The sequence below is a fragment of the Oscillatoria sp. CS-180 genome, from assembly GCF_028330965.1.
Classification (GTDB): Bacteria; Cyanobacteriota; Cyanobacteriia; order Phormidesmidales; family Phormidesmidaceae; genus Halomicronema.
The window spans coordinates 1-17,308 of the sequence record NZ_JAQMUB010000098.1 but is presented as its reverse complement, the minus strand read 5'-3'; the positions used below and the strand labels follow the sequence as shown (position 1 = coordinate 17,308).

Below are 17,308 nucleotides of genomic sequence, written 5' to 3'. Positions count from 1 at the left end.
AATCGCCCTACAGAAATTGAGCTAAAGAACATAGACAGCATGAGGGTTTGCAACAATCGGGCGAAGAATTCGCGGCCCACACAGGTCAGAGAGAGGGGCATGGGACGCTTCAAGTCGCCTGGCGGAGCACAACAGTTCCTTGCTGCCTTGGAACCAATACGTGGCTACTTTCAGCCTCAACAACCTCAACAATCAGCAACGAATATTGAGAAACAATGCGGCAGCGCTTGAGCGACTGGTGTCAATTCGTACGACTACTCTCAGTCGCCTAAAGCTTTCGACGAAGACGTTTAACGGAAGCTCAGTGCCTAATTCAAAATCGACAGGTTAACTTGACGATACCACTGGTTGGTATGACAACTCTATCCAAATTGATATTAAGGTACCTAAGTTATAACAGACTGCTATTCAATGTATATCCTCATAAAGTTATATCTTTCGCCCTCAAGATGAATCCAATTTGGACAGCTTTTGAGCTCGGATTTAGCGCCTCTTCAAAATAAAAATTGACTAAGTTTAGACTCTCCTAAATACCATGTTTGAGTTTAGCTTTTCCCTAGCTCAAATCTTTCCTAGGGAAGATCTAAATCAATGTTTTCCCCTCTATTGTTGAAACACTCTCTTGCTGTCGTAGAAAGTCATGTTCAAATATAAATAGAAGCGCTTTGAAGCAATGTAGATTGGCAAGTCCCTTGGGTTCTTTAAGACTCTGGCAGGAGGAAAAATCTGACTCTGACCATTGAAGCTCACTGAACAAACCAGTAATGTCTTGAGTAGGTGCTTCAACACTTAGAAGCCTTTGATCTTTTGAAGCTGACTTTCAGTACGACTTAAGAGTCATTGATAAGCGTCAAAATTCTTGACGTATTTGATTGGTTTGAATGCTTTTTTTGTTTTTTAGGAGGTAAATGTCGTGATTTTTTACAAATTTGATGTGCCTTTAAATGCAATTAAAAGGTTTGGTTTGGCTCTAGTTAGTGTACTAATGTTTTGGAGTTTGGCTCAGGCGCCAATGCTAGCCGCTCGTGATACCACGATTTTGCCTAAGGCGGAAACTTCGTTAGAAGCATTAAGTTCCGAAAATATGAGCCCTGAAGAAATCAACCGGCAAAAAGCGCAACGTCGTCAAGTTCAAAGTATGCGTTCAGAAGCGGCTGACACTGAGAAGGAAGCTGATTCTTTAGGTGAAGTGCTGAGCGAGAAGCTTAATCTTAGGGAAATCAAGGACACCTTGACGAATGATGAACCAGAAGCGTCTGCCGCCGATTCGATGCGTCTTTCTACTCCATAGATCTGAGCGTCCTAGTTGCTTGATTGAAAACTTTTGAAGCCCTCACTTTGCACTAGATTGAGCGAGCGATAGCCTAAATCGAACGAAACTATTGCAGATGTGGGTTTCACTGCATTCTATTCCACCTAAACGAAAAACTCTGGTCAGCCGCTCAAACGCCTCAATTACCGCTACCACTTTAATAAGTGAATACTGAAGAGACCGCACAGATCGAAATGATTTCAATCTATGCGGTTTTAAATATCTGGAAATAGTATAGATTCCAAGGAACTCGTAACTAATTATCGGTGTTTCGCTATTGCTTTAAGCAAGGTCTTAAATATGGAATCAAGCTTTTTATTTTGCCCTATCATGGTGCTATTATCCAAAGATTGAAGCAGGACATTGAAGGGATTTTGATGTCAGCCAAACTTGGTCGAATTTATACTATTGATATAGTGCCTTTCAAGCTATGATTTTAGGCACAGCCAAGCGATCGTCTAACTAATATTGATAAAATCACCTTGGAAAATACTGTATTTGCCATTGATGTCTGCGTCTGAAGATTAACGTATATTCACTACTGTACTTGTAAACACTGAGTATCTGCACAAAGATACTACCAAGATCTATCTTTTAGGAAATATTATGATTGGCGCCTTTCGGTAAATTTAAATTTAGTAGATAGCCAGGTAAAAGCTCTGAATAAAATGCAGGTTTTTGACGCTGTTAATATGCGTTTTAAGATTTCATAGACTGCATTGTCATAGTTAAGCTGGGGTCCATCTACTACTTTGACAGCAATACTTAGACGTATATCTGAACGGAGATTGACACCAATGAACAATGAAGTCAAAAAGGAAAAGATTGAGACCGATCCTCGAAAAGCCACAACACAAGATGCAGCGCTGACAGCCGCGGCTATTCAGGAAAATCCTAAAACTGCTCCTAGTATTGATTTTGAGGACGACTACCAACTTGCTCAGGAAATGTCTAAGGGTTCTGATTGCCAGGATGAAAGTAGCCCGCTTTCCGCCACCTGATTCTTGCAAACCTAGTTGAACCATTTGTCGCTACTTGCGGATGACCTCGTAGGTCACCTCAATGCCGCGATAGAGCATCACCTTCTCGATGTCTCGGTAGCTCAGCGGGAAGGTGTAGTAAAGCCAGACACAGTGACGAATACTCTCAATCGGAAAGCGGTGGCATTTATAGCTGATACTCATGGGCTCACCCTGACAGATGCTGACAAAGGCTACCACAAAAGTTAAGTTGACAATGCCCGCCAAGACATAGGAACAAAACAGAGAAGGATCAACCACTGGGCTTCATTACAGAGCATTACTCTATGGGTGGACAATCAGATAACACTTCATCGACTAAGATAGCTCCGGCTGCTGTTGGATTAAAGTTCCCTGGAAATCGAGTACTAGTATCGTAAATAGCGTTTTGAAAGTCTGCATTGTTAACGAGCGCACCACTCAAATCTGCGCCCCTGAGATCAACTCTTTGAAGATTAGCGTCAGTCAAGTTAGCTGAACTCAGGTCAGTCAGTGTCAAGATACTGTCTTGAAAGTTGACCCTAGTGAAGTCCCCAAAATATAACCGTGTTCTACAAAAATAGGCATTAGTGATGTTCGCCTCGATCCATATTGAGTCATTAATATCCGCGTCTTGAAATACAGCATTGTTCAAAGTTGCTCTAGAAAAGTCAGCATTAAGCTGGGAACTGCTGAAATCTATGCCTGTCAAGTCCTTCTCAGTTAAGTCTAGTCCAACTCCGCGCATCCCGACTGCGTAAGAATATGCTGAAATTAGATACATACCAGAAGCTGGAGGAGTAAAGTCATCTGGTAGCTGTGTGCTTAAGTCATATATTACGTTTTCAAAATATTCTGGCTTTAAAGTAGCACCCCTTAAGTCAGCGCCTAAGAAATATACAACACCCAACCTTGCGCCTGTGAAGTCGGTGTTTGTCAAATCTGCGTTTGTAAAATTAGCTTCATACAGGCTGGCATTACGAAAACTAGCGCCTGCCAAATCCGCGTTTCTAAAGAAACCACCATCTATACTCGAGGCTTGTAAATTTGCTTCTACTAGGTTTGAACCATCAAAATAAACAATATCTAGATCAATCTGTTCAAGGTCAGTAGATTCAACGTTAGCCCCTGATAGATCTGAATCCTGTATGAATGCATTGCTTAAGTCAGCACCTGCTAGGTTTGCGTCTAAGAACTGGGACTCATATATCCTAATTCCCGATAAATGAGCTCTGGACAATTCAGCTTCAGGTATATCAAGACTTCTAATGACGCAACGCTCACAATCCTTTTCTTTGAAGACTTGATCAACTGTCTCTGGCGGAGTCAGTGACGAAAGAGTAGGAAAACTAGTTCCGAAGAACGATGCGAAGGAAAACAGTATGCCAAAGCCCTTAGTGTACAAACCATATATAGTAATTTTCATGTCAGCATTATTTCCCAGCTTTGAATGAATAAAATTTTGAATGGAGTATTGGCAAACTTCATTGATATCTATTCACAATCACGCAAATCTGCTCTCTCAATCGTTTTGAGCTTAATAGCTGATTGGACATCAGCTTTGAACCCAAACAGCCGTAGTGCTAGCCAACTTTGACAAACATGCTTAATAGATTATTGCCCATTAGGTATTGATGTTTGAGGTGTTTAAAGCCTGCCTGTGTGCCCATTTGCTGCCGCATTTTTGGACTGTAAACTCTGATGCCATTGGGAGAGACTGGCACGTACCCAATCCCTGTCGAGGTATTGGTAGTTGGGTCAACCCAGTAAAACGTACCTCCTGATTGCAAGACCCGATAAATCTCAGTCAAGACCCGTTGAGGCTCAAGGTAATGCAGAAAGCTAAATGTATTGAAAACCGCATCAAATTGCTGATCTGTGAATCGTAAAGGTGCAGCATGGCCCTGTACAAATATGAGGCGAGGTCGATGGTGGTTGGAGCACCGGGCCTGACGCAACATCGCAGCCGAAAAATCTAGCCCGGTGCCTTGCAAGCTAGGATATGCAGCTGCTAGGCGGTTAAGCAAACGCCCGGTACCACAGCTAATATCAAGAACGCTAGGGTCTTCGGGAAGTTCGACATACTCCAGCAGGCGCTGATGAGTGGCTTGATATAAAACCGAGGGAAACCAGAAGTCATAAAAGGGTGCCCAGCGATCAAATAGTTGTTGTTTGCTGTTCGGTAAATCCATTAATTGATCAATCTTGGGGTGTTTGAGCGATTCTACTGACGACTTCATCTGTTCTAGTTCAGCCTGCTGATGGGAAGTTTGGGCAGGCACTGGATGAGGGTGGGAAATACTCTGTAAATAAAGTATGTCAGTATCCAACAGCTAGCTTCCTTTCTGCCCGACTTCTATAATGTGTGCGTTCAATGCCTTTGCCACAGCCGGGTCGTGACTCGTAAGTAGGATCGTGCCCCCTGACTGCGTAAACATTCGCAGTAAATTCAGCATTAGCTGTAGAGATTGAATATCCTGACCAACGGTGAGCTCATCTATGAGGCACAGCCTCGGCTGCCTGGCAAGAACGGCTCCTAGGGCGAGGCGGCGCTTTTGCCCCTGAGACAGAGACTGAGGATGCTGCTCGGCCCGTTCCTGGAGGTTGAGTTGAGCCAAGATGCCATCAGCTGTTGAGGCAGAGATGCCGGGCTGTCGCACTTCTTGCTGTACGGTCTCGGCAAAGAGTTGGTGATTAGGGTTTTGCAGAACAAAGCCTACAATTTGAGCAATTTCAACAATTCGCTTCCCTGCAATGCTGCATTCGAGTAATTCAATACTGCCCACAGTGGGTTTCACCAAGCCGCTGATCATCCGTAAGAGGGTGGTTTTGCCGCTACCGTTGTCGCCTTTGAGTAGGACAGTTTGGCCAGGGTATAGCGTGAGATCGGGATAGGGGGGATAGGGGTGGAGGGTGAGGGTGAGAGTTTGGAGGAGGGGATGAGGAGATGGGGAGCACGGGGAAGTGCGTAAGGCGTTGGGGGCGGGGGAGATGGGGAGATGGGGAGATTTTGGGGGTAGGCGGGGGTGGAGGTGGGTTTGGTCGATGTAGAGGGCGCGATCGCAAATGCTTTGGATGAGATCCAATCGATGTTCGACGATGAGGATGGCTTGACCTTGAGCCGCTCGCTGTTTGAGCAGATGCAATAGGCGATGGGAGGTTTTTAAATCCAAGTAGGCAAAGGGTTCGTCGAGGAGCAAGGCGGGCTGGCCCATTGCCAAGACGCAGGCGATGATCAGCCGCTGTTTCTGCCCAGCAGAGAGACGGACGATAGACCAGTCTTTTTGGGCTTGCAGGTCAAATTCTTGCAGAATAGCCTGGGTCAGCGGCTGAATGCGCTGGGTGGGGGTGTTGAGATTTTCCAGGCCAAAGACGACTTCGTCGGTAACCGTATCGGTAAAAATTTGGGTCTCGACATTTTGCAGTAGTGTTCCAATTTGGAAGGAACGCTGGCAGACGGTCCAGGTTTCGATATCCTGGCCCTGGCAGCGGATCGTGCCCGTGAGGGCACCGCCAATATGGGCAGGGGCGATGCCAGCAATGCAGTTGAGCAGGGTACTCTTGCCGCTACCAGTAGCGCCTGCCACTAAAACGATTTCGCCGGGATTCAGGGCTAGGTCGATGTTACTCAGCACAGGCTGGTTGGCATTGGCGTAGGTAAAGCTGAGATTTTCAATCTGAATTATGGGTTCCATTGCAAATACCCGACGGCCCCAAATACTGCAATCGCGGCGATCGCCGCTCCCGTATCCAATCTTTGCCATCGTAGGGGTTGGCCCAGACTACGGCGGGCACTGGGGTCATAGCTGCGGGTTTCCAATCCGACCGTGACGTCATCGGCATAGCTGACGATGCGAAAAATCAGCGGCACAAACAACCCCTGAAACCACTGTCCGGGTCGGCGGCTGAGATCAACTCCCCGCAGTTGGTTGGCTTCAACAATACGCTGGGCTTCCTGCTGCACCACTGGCAAAAATCGCCATACCAGCATCAGGCTCAGAACCAAAAAGGAAGGCAATTTGACTGCTTGTAGGGCGCGAGTTAATTCTGCTGGTGAGGTGGTTAAGGAAAAGATCGGGCCGGGTATTAAAATTGCCAGCAGCCGCAGGGAATTCAAGATAGCAGAAGGCCAATCCCGCAGCAGCCAGGTTAAGGCGGTGAATAGGAGGAGGGCGATCGCACCTCCTAACCACATCCGCCATGACAACCCCACCGTCAGCAGCAGCACTAGCAGTACTCCCACCAGTAGTCCCGCCGCCACCCAATCTTGCAGCGCAAACGCCACACTGACCGCCACGATACTCAACGCAATCTTCAATAGCGGATTCACCCGCCACAGCCAGCCCCGACTTAAAGAGTCATCCCGGTTAAGCATCCAGTTTGCCTGCCCGCTGCAATTGCTGAACGACTCGCTCGCCTAACCACCATCCGATTGCCCCCGCAAAGCCCGAAACAACGGTCATAAGAATCATTACCCAAACTTGACCCACCCAGGCAGCAAAAAAGTCGCCGGCAGCGTAAGCGCCCACTAGCGCCCCCGCTACGGTGGCGCTGCTAAAGAACAGTACATTTCCTAGCAGGCGATTGGTCTTGCCGTAGAAGCCGCCCCGAAACACCATCACCCCCTCTGTTACCAACAGGGCAACCACCAGGAAAGCCGCGATAATCCAAGAAATGCGGCTCAGAACCAACGCTAAAACCCCAATCATCAGGGCGACACTGCCGGAACGTTGCAGTCGGGCCATTCCTAGCGTCAGAAAAATGCCTGCGAAGGGAGCCCAGACCACTGTTCGAATTCCCGGCAGCGGAATCGATAGGGTGAGTGGCACCGTGATTACCGACGCCACCGCGATGCCGATAGTCATAAACGCAGCGAATACATAATCTCGAAGCTGCCAGGATTGAGAGGATTTTGCCATGCTTTTGCGTTCTGATTAAAACTCGGCATTGACCCCAAACAGCACCCTCGCGCCGGGGGCCGCAAAGTTGTTAGTGGGGTAGACGTATTGAGTATTGAATAGATTTTCGACGGTGAATGTTAGCTGTACAGGTGGAATGACTTGATAACCTAAGGTCAGATCAAACACAACTGCCCCTTCGCTACCGGGGCCGATTTCGTTGTTTTCCAGCACAACATTACCCTGATCGCCATAAATGCGGGATTGAATCATCCCCAGGAAACGGTCATCGGCGTAGGTCAATCGTACCAACGCCGTCGTGGGAAATACCTCTAGCTGATTTAGAGGACGCCCAGACTCATCTTCACTGTCAACGAAGGTGAGGTTGCCCTCCAGGACCAGTCCCGGAATAAACTCATAGGTGGCGTTGAACTGCAACCCCCTGAATCAGGACGTCTTTATTAACAACTCGACTGGAGGGTGACGGCGGGCCAGGGGGGCCCGGCGGCGGCGTAAAGGTTTCAAAGCCCTGAAAATCGCTAATGTCATTGCGAAAATAAACCACCCCTGCCGTAAAGTTACCGCTGGTATAGTCCAAACCAATATCAATATTGTTGGCCCGCTCTGGCGATAAGTCGGAATTGGACTGCACCTGCCCCTGAGTCGGGGCAAAGAACGAGCCATCAGGAGAACTCCCAAACAAAAACAGCAGGCTCGGCGGACGAAATCCTTGGGCGAAGTTAGCGCGGGCCAACAGCCCATCCGTGATCTCGTAAACAGTCCCCAGGTTGAACGTGACCGCGTTGACCTCTTGGAATTGGTCACCGCTCTCTGCGGTGAAGAAATCGAGCCGAGCGCCGCCCGTCAGCGTCCAGTGATCCGTGACGTTGTAGACGGACTGGGCAAATAAGCCGTGAAATTCGCGGGTGGCGTCTGGCGAGGTGATGTCATTCACCAAGTCCTCAAACTCAGACGTATCTTGGCTGAAGTCGTAACCGTAGGTGAGAGTGGCATCGCCGATCTCGGTATTGGCAATTCCAGTGATGCCGTAGCTCACCGTATCCGTCAAGTCTGAGGTGGGCACCGTGATTTCGGTTGGAAATGGACCCGGGATAGTAAATGCCGTTGACGTTTCAAACTGGCGACGGCTGCGTTGATAATAGCCTCGCACTTCTAGTTCAGTGCCGCCCGGTACGCCGTCGTTAATATAGGCCAACGAGTAGCGGTTAGTTTCCCGAAACTCGTTTCGAGTCTCGATAAAGGGAGGGGAGGGAAAGCCGTTGAGATCGGCATCATCCTGGCGGTAGCGATCGAGCCGCAGGATAAATCGAGACTGATCGTTGATGTCGTAGCGTCCTGCCCCATACAAATCAAATACAGTGTATTCGGTACCATTCAAAGGAATGATATCGCCATCAGCATCGCGGGCATCCCCCGCCGTGCGATAGGTTGCACCAAACACATAATTTGGACCAGCAAATTCCAAGTTAGTGTTGAATTCGGAGAACCCGCCGCCGTAGGTTTCGCTGGTCACAGTGAAGGACTGATCCGGATCGGGCGTGTTGGTAATGACGTTGACGACGCCGCCAAATGAGTCAGCCCCGTAGATTGAAGAGGCAGGGCCTTGCAACACCTCAATACGTTCTACCCGAAAGGGATCAACACTGCCAAAATCGGGACCAAATTCTAAGTTGGGACGGCGCTCGCCATCGACAAGCAACCCAATCCGCTCTCCGGCAATACCGCGAATATTAACCGAACTGGTAATCAACCCAAGCCGATTAACCGTAATCCCTGGCAGGGTTTGCAATGCATCGGGGACGGTACGGATCAAGGGCCGTCGCTGCTCTAGTTCTGCTTCGGTCACTACTTCAACCGTAGCTGAAGTTTCAACCTCCGGAGTAGGGCGACGAGCCGCTGTAACGACCAGCCGTAAGCTCTCTTCCTCTGGCGGCACTACTTCGACCGCTTCCGCTTCGGGGGGAGGTATATCGGGTTCAACTTCGGCGGTTGGAGGTAACGCCTCAGGAGGGGCCGCGATCGCTCCGGTTACCCCCACGACAATTTCAGTCGCCCCGGTCTCCACTGCGATCGTCGGCAGTTCAGTTTCCCCAACAATCCGAATCCGTATGCTGTTAGCATCCAGGGACTCCACCGTCACCGACTCAATCCCTTCACCTGGGCTGACTTGCTGGAAAGCGTCTCCCTCAGCCAGTTGAGCATTCGTAATATCAATGATGCGTGTACTGCCGAAGACCGTTTCAAAAATTCTAGTCTGAGCCGCTGCCTCACCCGTCAGCACAATTTGCAAACCGGCCTCAGTTTGAAGGATTTCAATGTTCGTGATCTGCGCCGTTTGTGCTTGAGCGGGCAGCGCCATAACCGTACTGTAAACGACGGCTCCATACCCCCCAAAACCCCAAATTTTTTGCACCTCAATTCCTCACACACCAAACTGTCGGCTGCTCAACAAGGGCAGCCCTTACACAACGAAAATAGCTACCAAGAAATTTTCAGAGCATCAATGTCAAACTCTAAAATCTCTCTAATTGGCTAGTGGATGCCAGTTTCTAAAGCAGACAGAACCCAAAAATGTGGCTCTCCGGGACTATCTATAAGAAAGACTCCATCGATTTTTTCTTGAAAAAACTAAACAGAATCGTACCATCAACATCTCTGGCTTACTATGCCTTCGGGGGGGATAAGTCGCCGTCACGAGCACAAAATGGCTATTTCTGTAGCAAAATCACCTGAAAATCGTATGCAGGTTGAATCTTAGACTACGCAAAAATAGAGGAATACAGGCCCCTTTCTGACCGTCAGAAGGAATCAGTTCTAGAAAGGCGTCAAAATCTTGTAAAGCTTGCCGATAGTTGGTTTCTGCCGCCTGTCAGTCGTACACTTCGTCGGCCTCGTCAATCCGCTCCAGGTGGATGAAGACTTCGATGGAAATGGCATGGGCGAGGATGTAATCGCGTAGCGGCTCCGATGGAGCAGCGCTCAAGTCAAGCTGGTCTGTAACCGCCATCATTTTTTCCTTCAGGTCAGGGAGCAGCGCGGCAACTTCCTTAGGAGTTACGCATTGACAACGGAATGAATGTATGGGTTGAAATTCAAAGGTGTTGCATGACCTATTCCGTTGCGTATTCTGACAAGACCTTCCACGGCGCACTGCACGATCGACCTCTACGTCCGCTATCTGCTCGCCCAACCGCAAGGTTCCAGCTGTTGCGAACTGGCTGAGATCCTCAAAACGGTGTCCCATGACAGCGTCAATCGCTTTCTGTGCCGAGAGCGCTACGTGCCGAAGGATCTGTTGGACGAGTTAGTCTCTCAAGGCTGGATTGACTGTGGGGGCTACGGCCTCGAACTGTTACCAGCGATACTTGGCACGCCGCTAAGGCTAATCCCAACTTGCTCAAAAACGACCAGATGGGGTTTTGGGTAGGTGTTGCCAAGAATCGGCAGGTACGTGTAACGTCCCAGCAGCCCTATCAACGGGTGGAGACCCTGACGATTCCCGACTCCGGACTTCTGGCTTATCTTAAAGGAGTCGGGCAAGTCAAGGTCTTTTGCCAGCGCTTCAAAAACGAATCGTGTCGAGCAGGACACTTTCAACTTCTCAGTTATGCTTTCCTTCCTATACGAAACAGCCCCCTCGATGCTTCGGTGTCGAGAGGGCTGTTGATGTCCCTTCTGGTAAATGGCTAACAGCACAAAAGGCCCCAACCCATGACGAGCTGAAGCCCCTGGTGCCCTAGCGATGATTGTTGCTTCATGGGAGTTCGGGCACCAAGCTTGAATAAAGCCCCCTCAGCACAAGCATTGAGGGGGCAAAAGAGGGTGTGAGTCGTTGGCGTTCTGCTGGCTCAAAAGGATAGGAGAGATAGAGCCAGAAGAGAGAAGAGTACTGTATTCTGCCGTCTAGCTAGGCGATACTCCGCTGGAGTGGCTACGCCAACGCGTCTTTCTCCAGGTTCTCGCGACGCAGCTCGTCAAAATCCACGGCGTCCTTATCCAAGTTTTCCCGACGCAATTCATCAAAGTCGATCGCGGCCACCACCTCATAAACCGCATCCTTGTCAAGATTCTCACGACGCAGCTCATCGAAGTCCACCACGTCTTTGTCTAAGTTCTCGCGACGTAGCTCGTCAAAATCAACAGCAGCGACTTCAAAGACCGCGTCCTTGTCGAGATTCTCCCGGCGCAATTCGTCGAAGTCTACAGCGTCCTTGTCTAAGTTCTCGCGACGCAATTCATCGAAGTTGATCGCTTTTACCTGAATCGTTTCAACCACATCTTTCTCTAGATTTTCTTGGCGCAGCTCGTCAAAGTTGACGGCGTCTTTCTCTAGATTTTCTTGGCGCAGTTCGTCGAAATTGATGGCGGCGTGGCTAGCGGGAGCAACGGCGATAGTAACAGCGGTCAGTGCAGTGAGGGCGAAGGCAATGCGTTTCATTGTTGAACTCCTGGGTTGATAGGTGGTTTCAATCATCTTGATTCCTATAGTGCAGGCCCCTCCTGAGCCGTTCCTGACCGGAAAATAAGCCTGCCTTAATCGCTTCCTGAGAAGTCTGAGAGGTGGGGGTGGGTTGGCTGAGAGAGGGGCTAGCAGTCTGTCTTGAAATCAACGGTAAGGAGTAACGGAGAAGAAACCGGGACGCTTAGGTGTGACCTTCCTCACCCAGCTAGATGCTCGTTTAGACAATTGATCGCCGTATCAATGCTCGCTGCTGCTGTCTGCACATGGACATCCTGAAGCCCCCGCTCTAGGCAGTGTTCCAGGTAGCCCAGTTCAATCACCAAGCGCTTCACCGCATCTCGCAGGCGGCGTTGGTGGGCAGCGCGATCGCGCTTCAGGGTGGCGGTGGTTCTCATGGGTTGGATCCTCGCTATCAGGGCATACTTAAGGGATATCTCAACCCAATCTGTTGCAGCTAGCCCCAAAACATCAACAGGTGAGCTGTTGCAGGATTTGGATATGTGGCACTTCGAAACAACAACCGGATGACTATTTCACGGCATCGCGCCGATGACTACCAAAGTAGGCCTACCTTAGCTGTTCAACCGGCCAACGGACGTTGGTCAGATTAGTTGAGCGGCGGGGAGAATCGCTGAAGTTCAGGCCGCTCAGCAGGGTTTGAGTGAAGTCTGCATTGCTCAGGTCTGCGCCGCTGAAGTTGGTCCCCCAGAGGATTGATGGCAACAGACTCACGACCTATAGGCTGGCAAATTTGGGGTCCCCTACGCGCATTCGGCGGCAGATGTACAGAGCGAATATCAGGCTAGCGGCGGTGAGCATCAGCGCCCAGAGAATCGGGAAATCGCGGGGGGCGCATGAAGGTCGAAGGCCGCTATGCAAAACGCCGCTACCACCAGCACAAGAGCTGCCATGACAACACCGGCAACTGAGATCATCATCGTCATCGCTGCCAGCAGTCATACCCACCCGTACCCCTGAGCGATCTTGGCGATGACAAAGGCGAACACCGTACTGATGTTGCCAAGGACCGTTGCCAAGGACCCGGTGAACAGCAGCGCCGCAAAGCCAACGTCCAGTGCATTGACCTGACGGCTAAGAAAGAGGGCTACAACCCGCATTCTCTCCTATTGGGGATGTGGTGCCGATGGAAGTGGACAGAACAAGCTCGGCAAAATCCTGATGCGAGTTCGTGCAGAGTTGCAGGCTAACAGCTCAGATTCGGCACCATAGCAACAATGCCTGAAATCGCCGTCTGGGCTGAATTTGAAAGTTACGTCACTGGCGGTAACCTGGTGATTTTGAAGGTATCGAACTTGAGAACCAACAAATTCCCACGGTTGAGGAGGACCACTGCCAGTTATTGATAACAGCGCTACAGTGAAAGCTCTTGACTCGGTGAGCCTATGGCGCTATGTCCCATTATCATTTTCGAAACGGACTACGAAATGACTGAAGAGACGTTGGCGAAGCCTCTCGGGACGAGAATCGCTGTAAGAAACACCCGCACTGCTCACCTCACTCAGCAGGGCATTCCCTTCTCTCAGCAAACGCTCTTCCGTGCGACTGACGGTGCTCGCGTTTTTGTCCTCACTTCAGTAGAACCTGAAGCAAAGACATCAACACTTCGAACCAGCACCAAGAAACCACTCAGGTCAGCGTCCGTTTCCCCTCAAGCCCCTAAACGAGCAAGGCACTACCGCATCACCTATCGATAAACAACTGCTTGGCACGTCCCCGGCATTCACGCTCCGAGGCAGTGTTAGGGAATATTTCGGCAGCACTCATTCATAATCCATTCCCTAACATCAGCGATCGCAGCATCAACTCGCGCCAGATGAGAATGCCGTCTCGCACTGGCAGCCTCACTCCGACTCCTTCTTCCCCAAATACTTCGATCGCAGCTTCCCCTCCTGCCAATAGCGCAGATACAGGTATGGGCCATGCCTTTTATTGCCGCGCTGGATGTACTTTTCCTCAATGTGACCCCGCCCTCCCTTCTTAGCCGACTGTCTCTCCTCTTGATCGACTGCTTCCAACAAACCGCCCAGCGCTGCCTTCAACTCTCGCAACTCCACAGCCTTCCAGCTCGACAGCTCCCGCAGCAGTTCATCTACTCGGTTCCGCGCTCTCATCAACTTCCTCAGTTAGGGAATGTCAGCGCATTATAGCCAGAAAGATTCCCCAATAAGCACGACCTCTTCGAAAGGCACGGGATAAAGCTTCATCCGGACATTTATAGCTGTAGCCATCTAGGTTTGTGCATTCCCAATAGCATCCGGGTGCTTAGCATAGGCCGGATGGCTCGCCGTCTTGTCCTAACGGAACTGGCGACGGCCATAACTGATGTGCTTGTCTGTCATAGGCTGCGGACGAATTTCGATAGTAAGAGGACGTCACTTGAAGCCCGCGCCTCAAAAGAATTTCTCTTCATAAGACCTAAACGATCGACTCAAGTGACGTTCTTCAACATTGGGCGGATCGCTAGGAACACGCTGGAAGAAACAAGTAGGCAGATGTCCTGACAGGTCTTTTGATGACCTGCTGGTTCCAGCCTTGAGGAAGTCCCATGACGCCCGTTTCGATTGTCATCACGAGCTACAACCGCGATCGCTATCTAGAAGCAGCGATCGCCAGTGTCCTTTCGCAAACATATCCCCACTTTGAGCTGGTAGTTTGGGACGATGGCTCAACAGACGATTCGGTTGCGATCGCTCACTCTTACGCAGAACAAGATGCTCGGGTTCGAGTCGTCGCCGCCGAGCATCAAGGCTTTGTTCCCTCCCTAAGTCAAGCAGTAGCTACTACACAGCATCCCTACTTGGGCTGGGTAGATAGCGATGACAAGCTTGCCCCCACCACCCTGGCAGAAACGGTCGCGGTGCTGGATGCTCAACCTCAGGGGGAATGGTCTATACGCAGTATCAGACGATGAACGCCGATGGGCAGGTGCAGGGCTTGGGCAAACGCTGTCAGGTACCCTACTCGCCCGAGCGACTGCTGATTGGCTTCATGATCTTCCACTTCCGGTTGCTGCGCCGCTCTGTCTATGACCAGATTGGCGGCGTTGACACCAGTTTTGAGCGAGCCGAAGATTATGACCTTTGTCTAAGGCTATCAGAAGTGACCGAAATCTATCCGCTCAAGCGACCTCTATACTTCTACCGGCAGCATGATAGCAACATGTCCAGCAATGACCTGGAGATGCTGCGCTGGACCTCCCTGGCAAGTCAGAAAGCACTGGAGCGACGAGGCTTAGCTGAGCGCTACGAGATTCGCATTAGCAGTGAACTGACCCTTCAAATTCAAATGAAACCGGACAAGTGGCCGCTCGTCTCTATCATCATCCCCTGCTACAACGCAGCAGAAACGTTAGAAAGATGCTTGAAAAGTTGCTTTGAGCAGAAGTATCCGACCCTTGAAATCATCGCTGTGGACAATAATTCGACAGATGATACTGCTGCTCTGCTAGAGCAATTTTCCCGATCAGCGACTCGTCCCTTTCGAATCGTCTCCTGCCCGCAGCCGGGACAGAACTATGCCCGCAATGCAGGGTTTGCTGAGGCAGGAGGCGAGTACATTCAGTGGCTGGATGCAGATGATCAACTCAGCCTGGACAAGCTGATGCGTCAGATAGTGGCGTTGGAAGAGCAGGACAATTACGACCTGGCCTATGGTGACTGGCAGTGGCAGTTCCATAAACGACAGCAGCTCGTACATCAACTCTCATTTCAGGGAGCCTTTAAGAACGACTGGCTGCTAGAGCTATTGATGGATAACTGGCGACCGCCCCATGCCTATCTGCTGCGGCGACGAGTTGCAGAGCAACTGGATGAGCTTAAGGCATGGAACCCACAAACGCCTGTTGGGATGGATCGGGAGTACTTTACCCTAGCAGCACTAGCAGGGTTCCAGCCGCTGTATGTGGCAGGAGGCAGCGTGCAGTACACCACAGGATTCTCTTCACACCAGATTACTCAATCCACGCCCTATGAGGTGAGGGTGCAAAGTCTCAAGGCCATGTTTAAGCGGTTTCGGCAGCAGGCGGAGAAGAGTGAAGGGGTCAGCGAGGTGTATTGGTATCTGCTGAAGCAGTGCTGGGAGGTCTTGGAGCCTGCTTTTAACATCTGCAAGCAGGATGAGCAAAGCTGCTGGCTGAAGCATCAGGAGACAGGCGAAGAATGGCAGGTAGGCGGCAGTAAGGCGAGGATCTTGCAGACACTACTCAAGTTGCCAGGAGCCTACACACTGGAAGATCAAGCGCGACGGATTGTCTTGCAGCTTTGGCGAGAGGTAGTGCTGTGGCTGCGGCAGACACAAGGAATAGAGGCGGCGTTGGATGAGCAGATAGCGGCATTGGAGTTAGCGAAGGTATTAGGGCTAGTACCTGCTGAAGGTGAAGTCTGCTTACAGATGCCGTTGGAGCAGATGAGTGTGGAGCCGGAGGTAGCGGCGAGGGTGAAGATGCCGCTGTATGTGCCGAGATTTGGCAAGGAACGACTAAGAGTGCTGATGGTATTAGAGCAGTTGCAAAACAGTGGCATGTTGAGGCAAATGAGCAATCAACTTTGATAAGCTAATGCCCACAATTAGGAGAGAAAATTAGTTCGTTGAGCATGGTAGCGCCAGAGGTATAACAACACTCGTTACGGCTCTCTAAGCTCACTCATGAGCTGCCACAGGTATGTGAGAAAAGTAGCTAGAGAACGAGGCGACGGTATGCCTGAAAAATATTTGCCGCTCATTTACTTAAGATGCCACAATCGAATTAACTACTTATCGGAATGGTCAAATGATTATTAAAATCGGATCTTTTGTGGTGTATGGATTAATCGCAGGTTCTATCAGCGTTTCATTGGGGGAAATCGAGTATCCCGGAAATGTTGGAAGGACAGATAGCTTCGCAGAAAACCACTTCGAAATCACTGAATCAAATCTTATTTCGCTCGCAACCTTTACCGAAAAAAGAGAGTTTATTGTTAATGTTTATATGGCATCAGAGGAAGATAGAGAAGCAGTTTATGATTTCAGCGATGACACAATAATTGCATTCTCTGCTCCGTTTGAAATAGAAGATACGTCTAACAAGAGTGATTTTGGAAGCGTTTTACTATGGGGAGATGCTGCAGAACCTGATTTTACGGTTCGATTTTTACCTAGGCAATACGAACTCGTCGTTACAGCAAGATATGCAAACAAAGAGGATATCAGCCAATACCCCGAGTTGATAACAGACTGGGATATCGAACAACGCTCTGAAGAAATAACAAACTTGGATTTTGATAGAGAAAGGGCTAGGTGGATTGAAAATTATGATCGGGTCCCAGGAAACCTAAAACCAACAGTTTGGAATTTCACGTTTATCCCCACTGATGCAGAAATTGAGCATCAAATTTATAGAATTCGTCCAGCTTTTAGGCTATAGGGTAAGCTTCCTATTCATAGCAAAGAAGATCAAAATCCATTTAGAAAAAGTTAGTGTTTTCTAATATTTTTCGAACTGTACGTACCGAGGTTTGTCGAAGAACGATTGCGGGTAATGATGGTGCTAAACAGTTGAGACAACAAGGATGGCTGGCGACAAAAGAAGTGAACCTAACCTAATCTACGCCTCAAGACT

Annotated in this window: 19 protein-coding genes and 2 pseudogenes; 7 read left to right on the top strand and 14 right to left on the bottom strand. The window is 49.7% G+C overall.

The window, feature by feature from the left end; all coding sequences use genetic code 11:
- The first annotated feature begins 913 nt into the window (after positions 1 to 913).
- Positions 914 to 1,291 carry a hypothetical protein gene (locus PN498_RS26910; RefSeq protein ID WP_272066549.1) on the top strand — a complete coding sequence of 126 codons (378 nt, stop codon included), beginning with the start codon at positions 914 to 916 and terminating at the stop codon, positions 1,289 to 1,291.
- Positions 1,292 to 2,109: 818 nt separating this feature from the next.
- A complete protein-coding gene (locus PN498_RS26905; RefSeq protein WP_272066548.1) occupies positions 2,110 to 2,313 on the top strand; it encodes a hypothetical protein in 204 nt (67 codons plus the stop codon).
- Positions 2,314 to 2,349: 36 nt separating this feature from the next.
- Here PN498_RS26905 and PN498_RS26900 read toward each other — a convergent pair.
- From PN498_RS26900 to PN498_RS26860, 9 genes and pseudogenes are all read right to left on the bottom strand, one after another.
- A pseudogene (locus PN498_RS26900) lies at positions 2,350 to 2,496 on the bottom strand (IS6 family transposase); the annotation flags it as partial.
- Between the two features lie 115 nt (positions 2,497 to 2,611).
- Complete coding sequence (locus PN498_RS26895) at positions 2,612 to 3,736, bottom strand: pentapeptide repeat-containing protein (RefSeq protein ID WP_272066547.1); 1,125 nt, start codon at positions 3,734 to 3,736, stop codon at positions 2,612 to 2,614.
- Positions 3,737 to 3,893: 157 nt separating this feature from the next.
- Positions 3,894 to 4,640, bottom strand: a complete 747-nt coding sequence (locus PN498_RS26890) for a class I SAM-dependent methyltransferase (RefSeq protein ID WP_334312297.1) — start codon at positions 4,638 to 4,640, stop codon at positions 3,894 to 3,896.
- Positions 4,641 to 4,643: 3 nt separating this feature from the next.
- The gene (locus PN498_RS26885) at positions 4,644 to 6,074 is read right to left on the bottom strand and encodes an ABC transporter ATP-binding protein (protein ID WP_272066546.1); all 1,431 of its coding nucleotides are present in this window, start codon (positions 6,072 to 6,074) and stop codon (positions 4,644 to 4,646) included.
- Positions 5,993 to 6,685, bottom strand: coding sequence for an energy-coupling factor transporter transmembrane component T family protein (locus tag PN498_RS26880; RefSeq protein WP_272066545.1), 693 nt, complete (start codon positions 6,683 to 6,685; stop codon positions 5,993 to 5,995). Before PN498_RS26880 ends, PN498_RS26885 begins: the two co-directional genes overlap by 82 nt.
- Positions 6,678 to 7,229, bottom strand: coding sequence for a hypothetical protein (locus PN498_RS26875; RefSeq protein WP_272066544.1), 552 nt, complete (start codon positions 7,227 to 7,229; stop codon positions 6,678 to 6,680). Before PN498_RS26875 ends, PN498_RS26880 begins: the two co-directional genes overlap by 8 nt.
- A 15-nt stretch (positions 7,230 to 7,244) precedes the next feature.
- Positions 7,245 to 7,646, bottom strand: a complete 402-nt coding sequence (locus PN498_RS26870) for a TonB-dependent receptor (protein WP_272066543.1) — start codon at positions 7,644 to 7,646, stop codon at positions 7,245 to 7,247.
- Positions 7,624 to 9,642, bottom strand: a complete 2,019-nt coding sequence (locus PN498_RS26865) for a TonB-dependent receptor domain-containing protein (RefSeq protein WP_272066542.1) — start codon at positions 9,640 to 9,642, stop codon at positions 7,624 to 7,626. Before PN498_RS26865 ends, PN498_RS26870 begins: the two co-directional genes overlap by 23 nt.
- Positions 9,643 to 10,098: 456 nt before the next feature.
- The gene (locus PN498_RS26860; RefSeq protein WP_272066541.1) at positions 10,099 to 10,236 is read right to left on the bottom strand and encodes a hypothetical protein; all 138 of its coding nucleotides are present in this window, start codon (positions 10,234 to 10,236) and stop codon (positions 10,099 to 10,101) included.
- Positions 10,237 to 10,347: 111 nt separating this feature from the next.
- Between PN498_RS26860 and PN498_RS26855 the strand changes: the two are divergent.
- Positions 10,348 to 10,811, top strand: a pseudogene (locus tag PN498_RS26855) (hypothetical protein); the annotation flags it as partial.
- A 349-nt stretch (positions 10,812 to 11,160) separates the two neighbouring features.
- Here the strand turns inward: PN498_RS26855 and PN498_RS26850 are convergent.
- From PN498_RS26850 to PN498_RS26835, 4 genes are all read right to left on the bottom strand, one after another.
- Entirely contained in the window at positions 11,161 to 11,667 is a 507-nt protein-coding gene (locus PN498_RS26850) for a hypothetical protein (RefSeq protein ID WP_272066540.1), read from the bottom strand.
- A 221-nt stretch (positions 11,668 to 11,888) separates the two neighbouring features.
- Entirely contained in the window at positions 11,889 to 12,086 is a 198-nt protein-coding gene (locus PN498_RS26845; RefSeq protein ID WP_272066539.1) for a hypothetical protein, read from the bottom strand.
- Between the two features lie 172 nt (positions 12,087 to 12,258).
- Positions 12,259 to 12,423, bottom strand: a complete 165-nt coding sequence (locus PN498_RS26840; RefSeq protein ID WP_272066538.1) for a pentapeptide repeat-containing protein — start codon at positions 12,421 to 12,423, stop codon at positions 12,259 to 12,261.
- 224 nt (positions 12,424 to 12,647) lie between these two features.
- Positions 12,648 to 12,809: a hypothetical protein gene (locus tag PN498_RS26835; protein WP_272066537.1), complete on the bottom strand. Its 162-nt coding sequence runs from the start codon at positions 12,807 to 12,809 to the stop codon at positions 12,648 to 12,650.
- A 285-nt stretch (positions 12,810 to 13,094) separates the two neighbouring features.
- Here PN498_RS26835 and PN498_RS26825 point away from each other — a divergent pair, with 285 nt between their 5' ends.
- Positions 13,095 to 13,406 carry a hypothetical protein gene (locus PN498_RS26825; RefSeq protein ID WP_272066536.1) on the top strand — a complete coding sequence of 104 codons (312 nt, stop codon included), beginning with the start codon at positions 13,095 to 13,097 and terminating at the stop codon, positions 13,404 to 13,406.
- Positions 13,407 to 13,553: 147 nt separating this feature from the next.
- Here the strand turns inward: PN498_RS26825 and PN498_RS26820 are convergent, their stop codons facing one another.
- The gene (locus tag PN498_RS26820) at positions 13,554 to 13,823 is read right to left on the bottom strand and encodes a hypothetical protein (RefSeq protein ID WP_272066535.1); all 270 of its coding nucleotides are present in this window, start codon (positions 13,821 to 13,823) and stop codon (positions 13,554 to 13,556) included.
- A gap of 434 nt (positions 13,824 to 14,257) precedes the next feature.
- Here PN498_RS26820 and PN498_RS26815 point away from each other — a divergent pair, with 434 nt between their 5' ends.
- The 3 genes from PN498_RS26815 (at position 14,258) to PN498_RS26805 (ending at position 17,113) form a co-directional block, all read left to right on the top strand.
- On the top strand, positions 14,258 to 14,623 hold the full coding sequence (locus PN498_RS26815; protein ID WP_272066534.1) for a glycosyltransferase family 2 protein: 366 nt from the start codon (positions 14,258 to 14,260) through the stop codon (positions 14,621 to 14,623).
- The gene (locus PN498_RS26810; RefSeq protein ID WP_272066533.1) at positions 14,596 to 16,260 is read left to right on the top strand and encodes a glycosyltransferase family 2 protein; all 1,665 of its coding nucleotides are present in this window, start codon (positions 14,596 to 14,598) and stop codon (positions 16,258 to 16,260) included. Before PN498_RS26815 ends, PN498_RS26810 begins: the two co-directional genes overlap by 28 nt.
- A 220-nt stretch (positions 16,261 to 16,480) precedes the next feature.
- Positions 16,481 to 17,113 (top strand): hypothetical protein, encoded by a 633-nt coding sequence (locus tag PN498_RS26805; protein WP_272066532.1) that lies wholly within the window; start codon positions 16,481 to 16,483, stop codon positions 17,111 to 17,113.
- Positions 17,114 to 17,308: the final 195 nt, after the last annotated feature.

Coding starts and splice junctions, on each gene's coding strand:
- PN498_RS26905 (WP_272066548.1), top strand. CDS start 2,110: ATGAACAATGAAGTCAAAAAGGAAAAGATTGAGACCGATCCTCGAAAA.
- PN498_RS26895 (WP_272066547.1), bottom strand. CDS start 3,736: ATGAAAATTACTATATATGGTTTGTACACTAAGGGCTTTGGCATACTG.
- PN498_RS26885 (WP_272066546.1), bottom strand. CDS start 6,074: ATGGCAAAGATTGGATACGGGAGCGGCGATCGCCGCGATTGCAGTATT.
- PN498_RS26880 (WP_272066545.1), bottom strand. CDS start 6,685: ATGCTTAACCGGGATGACTCTTTAAGTCGGGGCTGGCTGTGGCGGGTG.
- PN498_RS26875 (WP_272066544.1), bottom strand. CDS start 7,229: ATGGCAAAATCCTCTCAATCCTGGCAGCTTCGAGATTATGTATTCGCT.
- PN498_RS26860 (WP_272066541.1), bottom strand. CDS start 10,236: ATGGCGGTTACAGACCAGCTTGACTTGAGCGCTGCTCCATCGGAGCCG.
- PN498_RS26850 (WP_272066540.1), bottom strand. CDS start 11,667: ATGAAACGCATTGCCTTCGCCCTCACTGCACTGACCGCTGTTACTATC.
- PN498_RS26845 (WP_272066539.1), bottom strand. CDS start 12,086: ATGAGAACCACCGCCACCCTGAAGCGCGATCGCGCTGCCCACCAACGC.
- PN498_RS26835 (WP_272066537.1), bottom strand. CDS start 12,809: ATGCGGGTTGTAGCCCTCTTTCTTAGCCGTCAGGTCAATGCACTGGAC.
- PN498_RS26825 (WP_272066536.1), top strand. CDS start 13,095: ATGGCGCTATGTCCCATTATCATTTTCGAAACGGACTACGAAATGACT.
- PN498_RS26820 (WP_272066535.1), bottom strand. CDS start 13,823: ATGAGAGCGCGGAACCGAGTAGATGAACTGCTGCGGGAGCTGTCGAGC.
- PN498_RS26815 (WP_272066534.1), top strand. CDS start 14,258: ATGACGCCCGTTTCGATTGTCATCACGAGCTACAACCGCGATCGCTAT.
- PN498_RS26810 (WP_272066533.1), top strand. CDS start 14,596: ATGGTCTATACGCAGTATCAGACGATGAACGCCGATGGGCAGGTGCAG.
- PN498_RS26805 (WP_272066532.1), top strand. CDS start 16,481: ATGATTATTAAAATCGGATCTTTTGTGGTGTATGGATTAATCGCAGGT.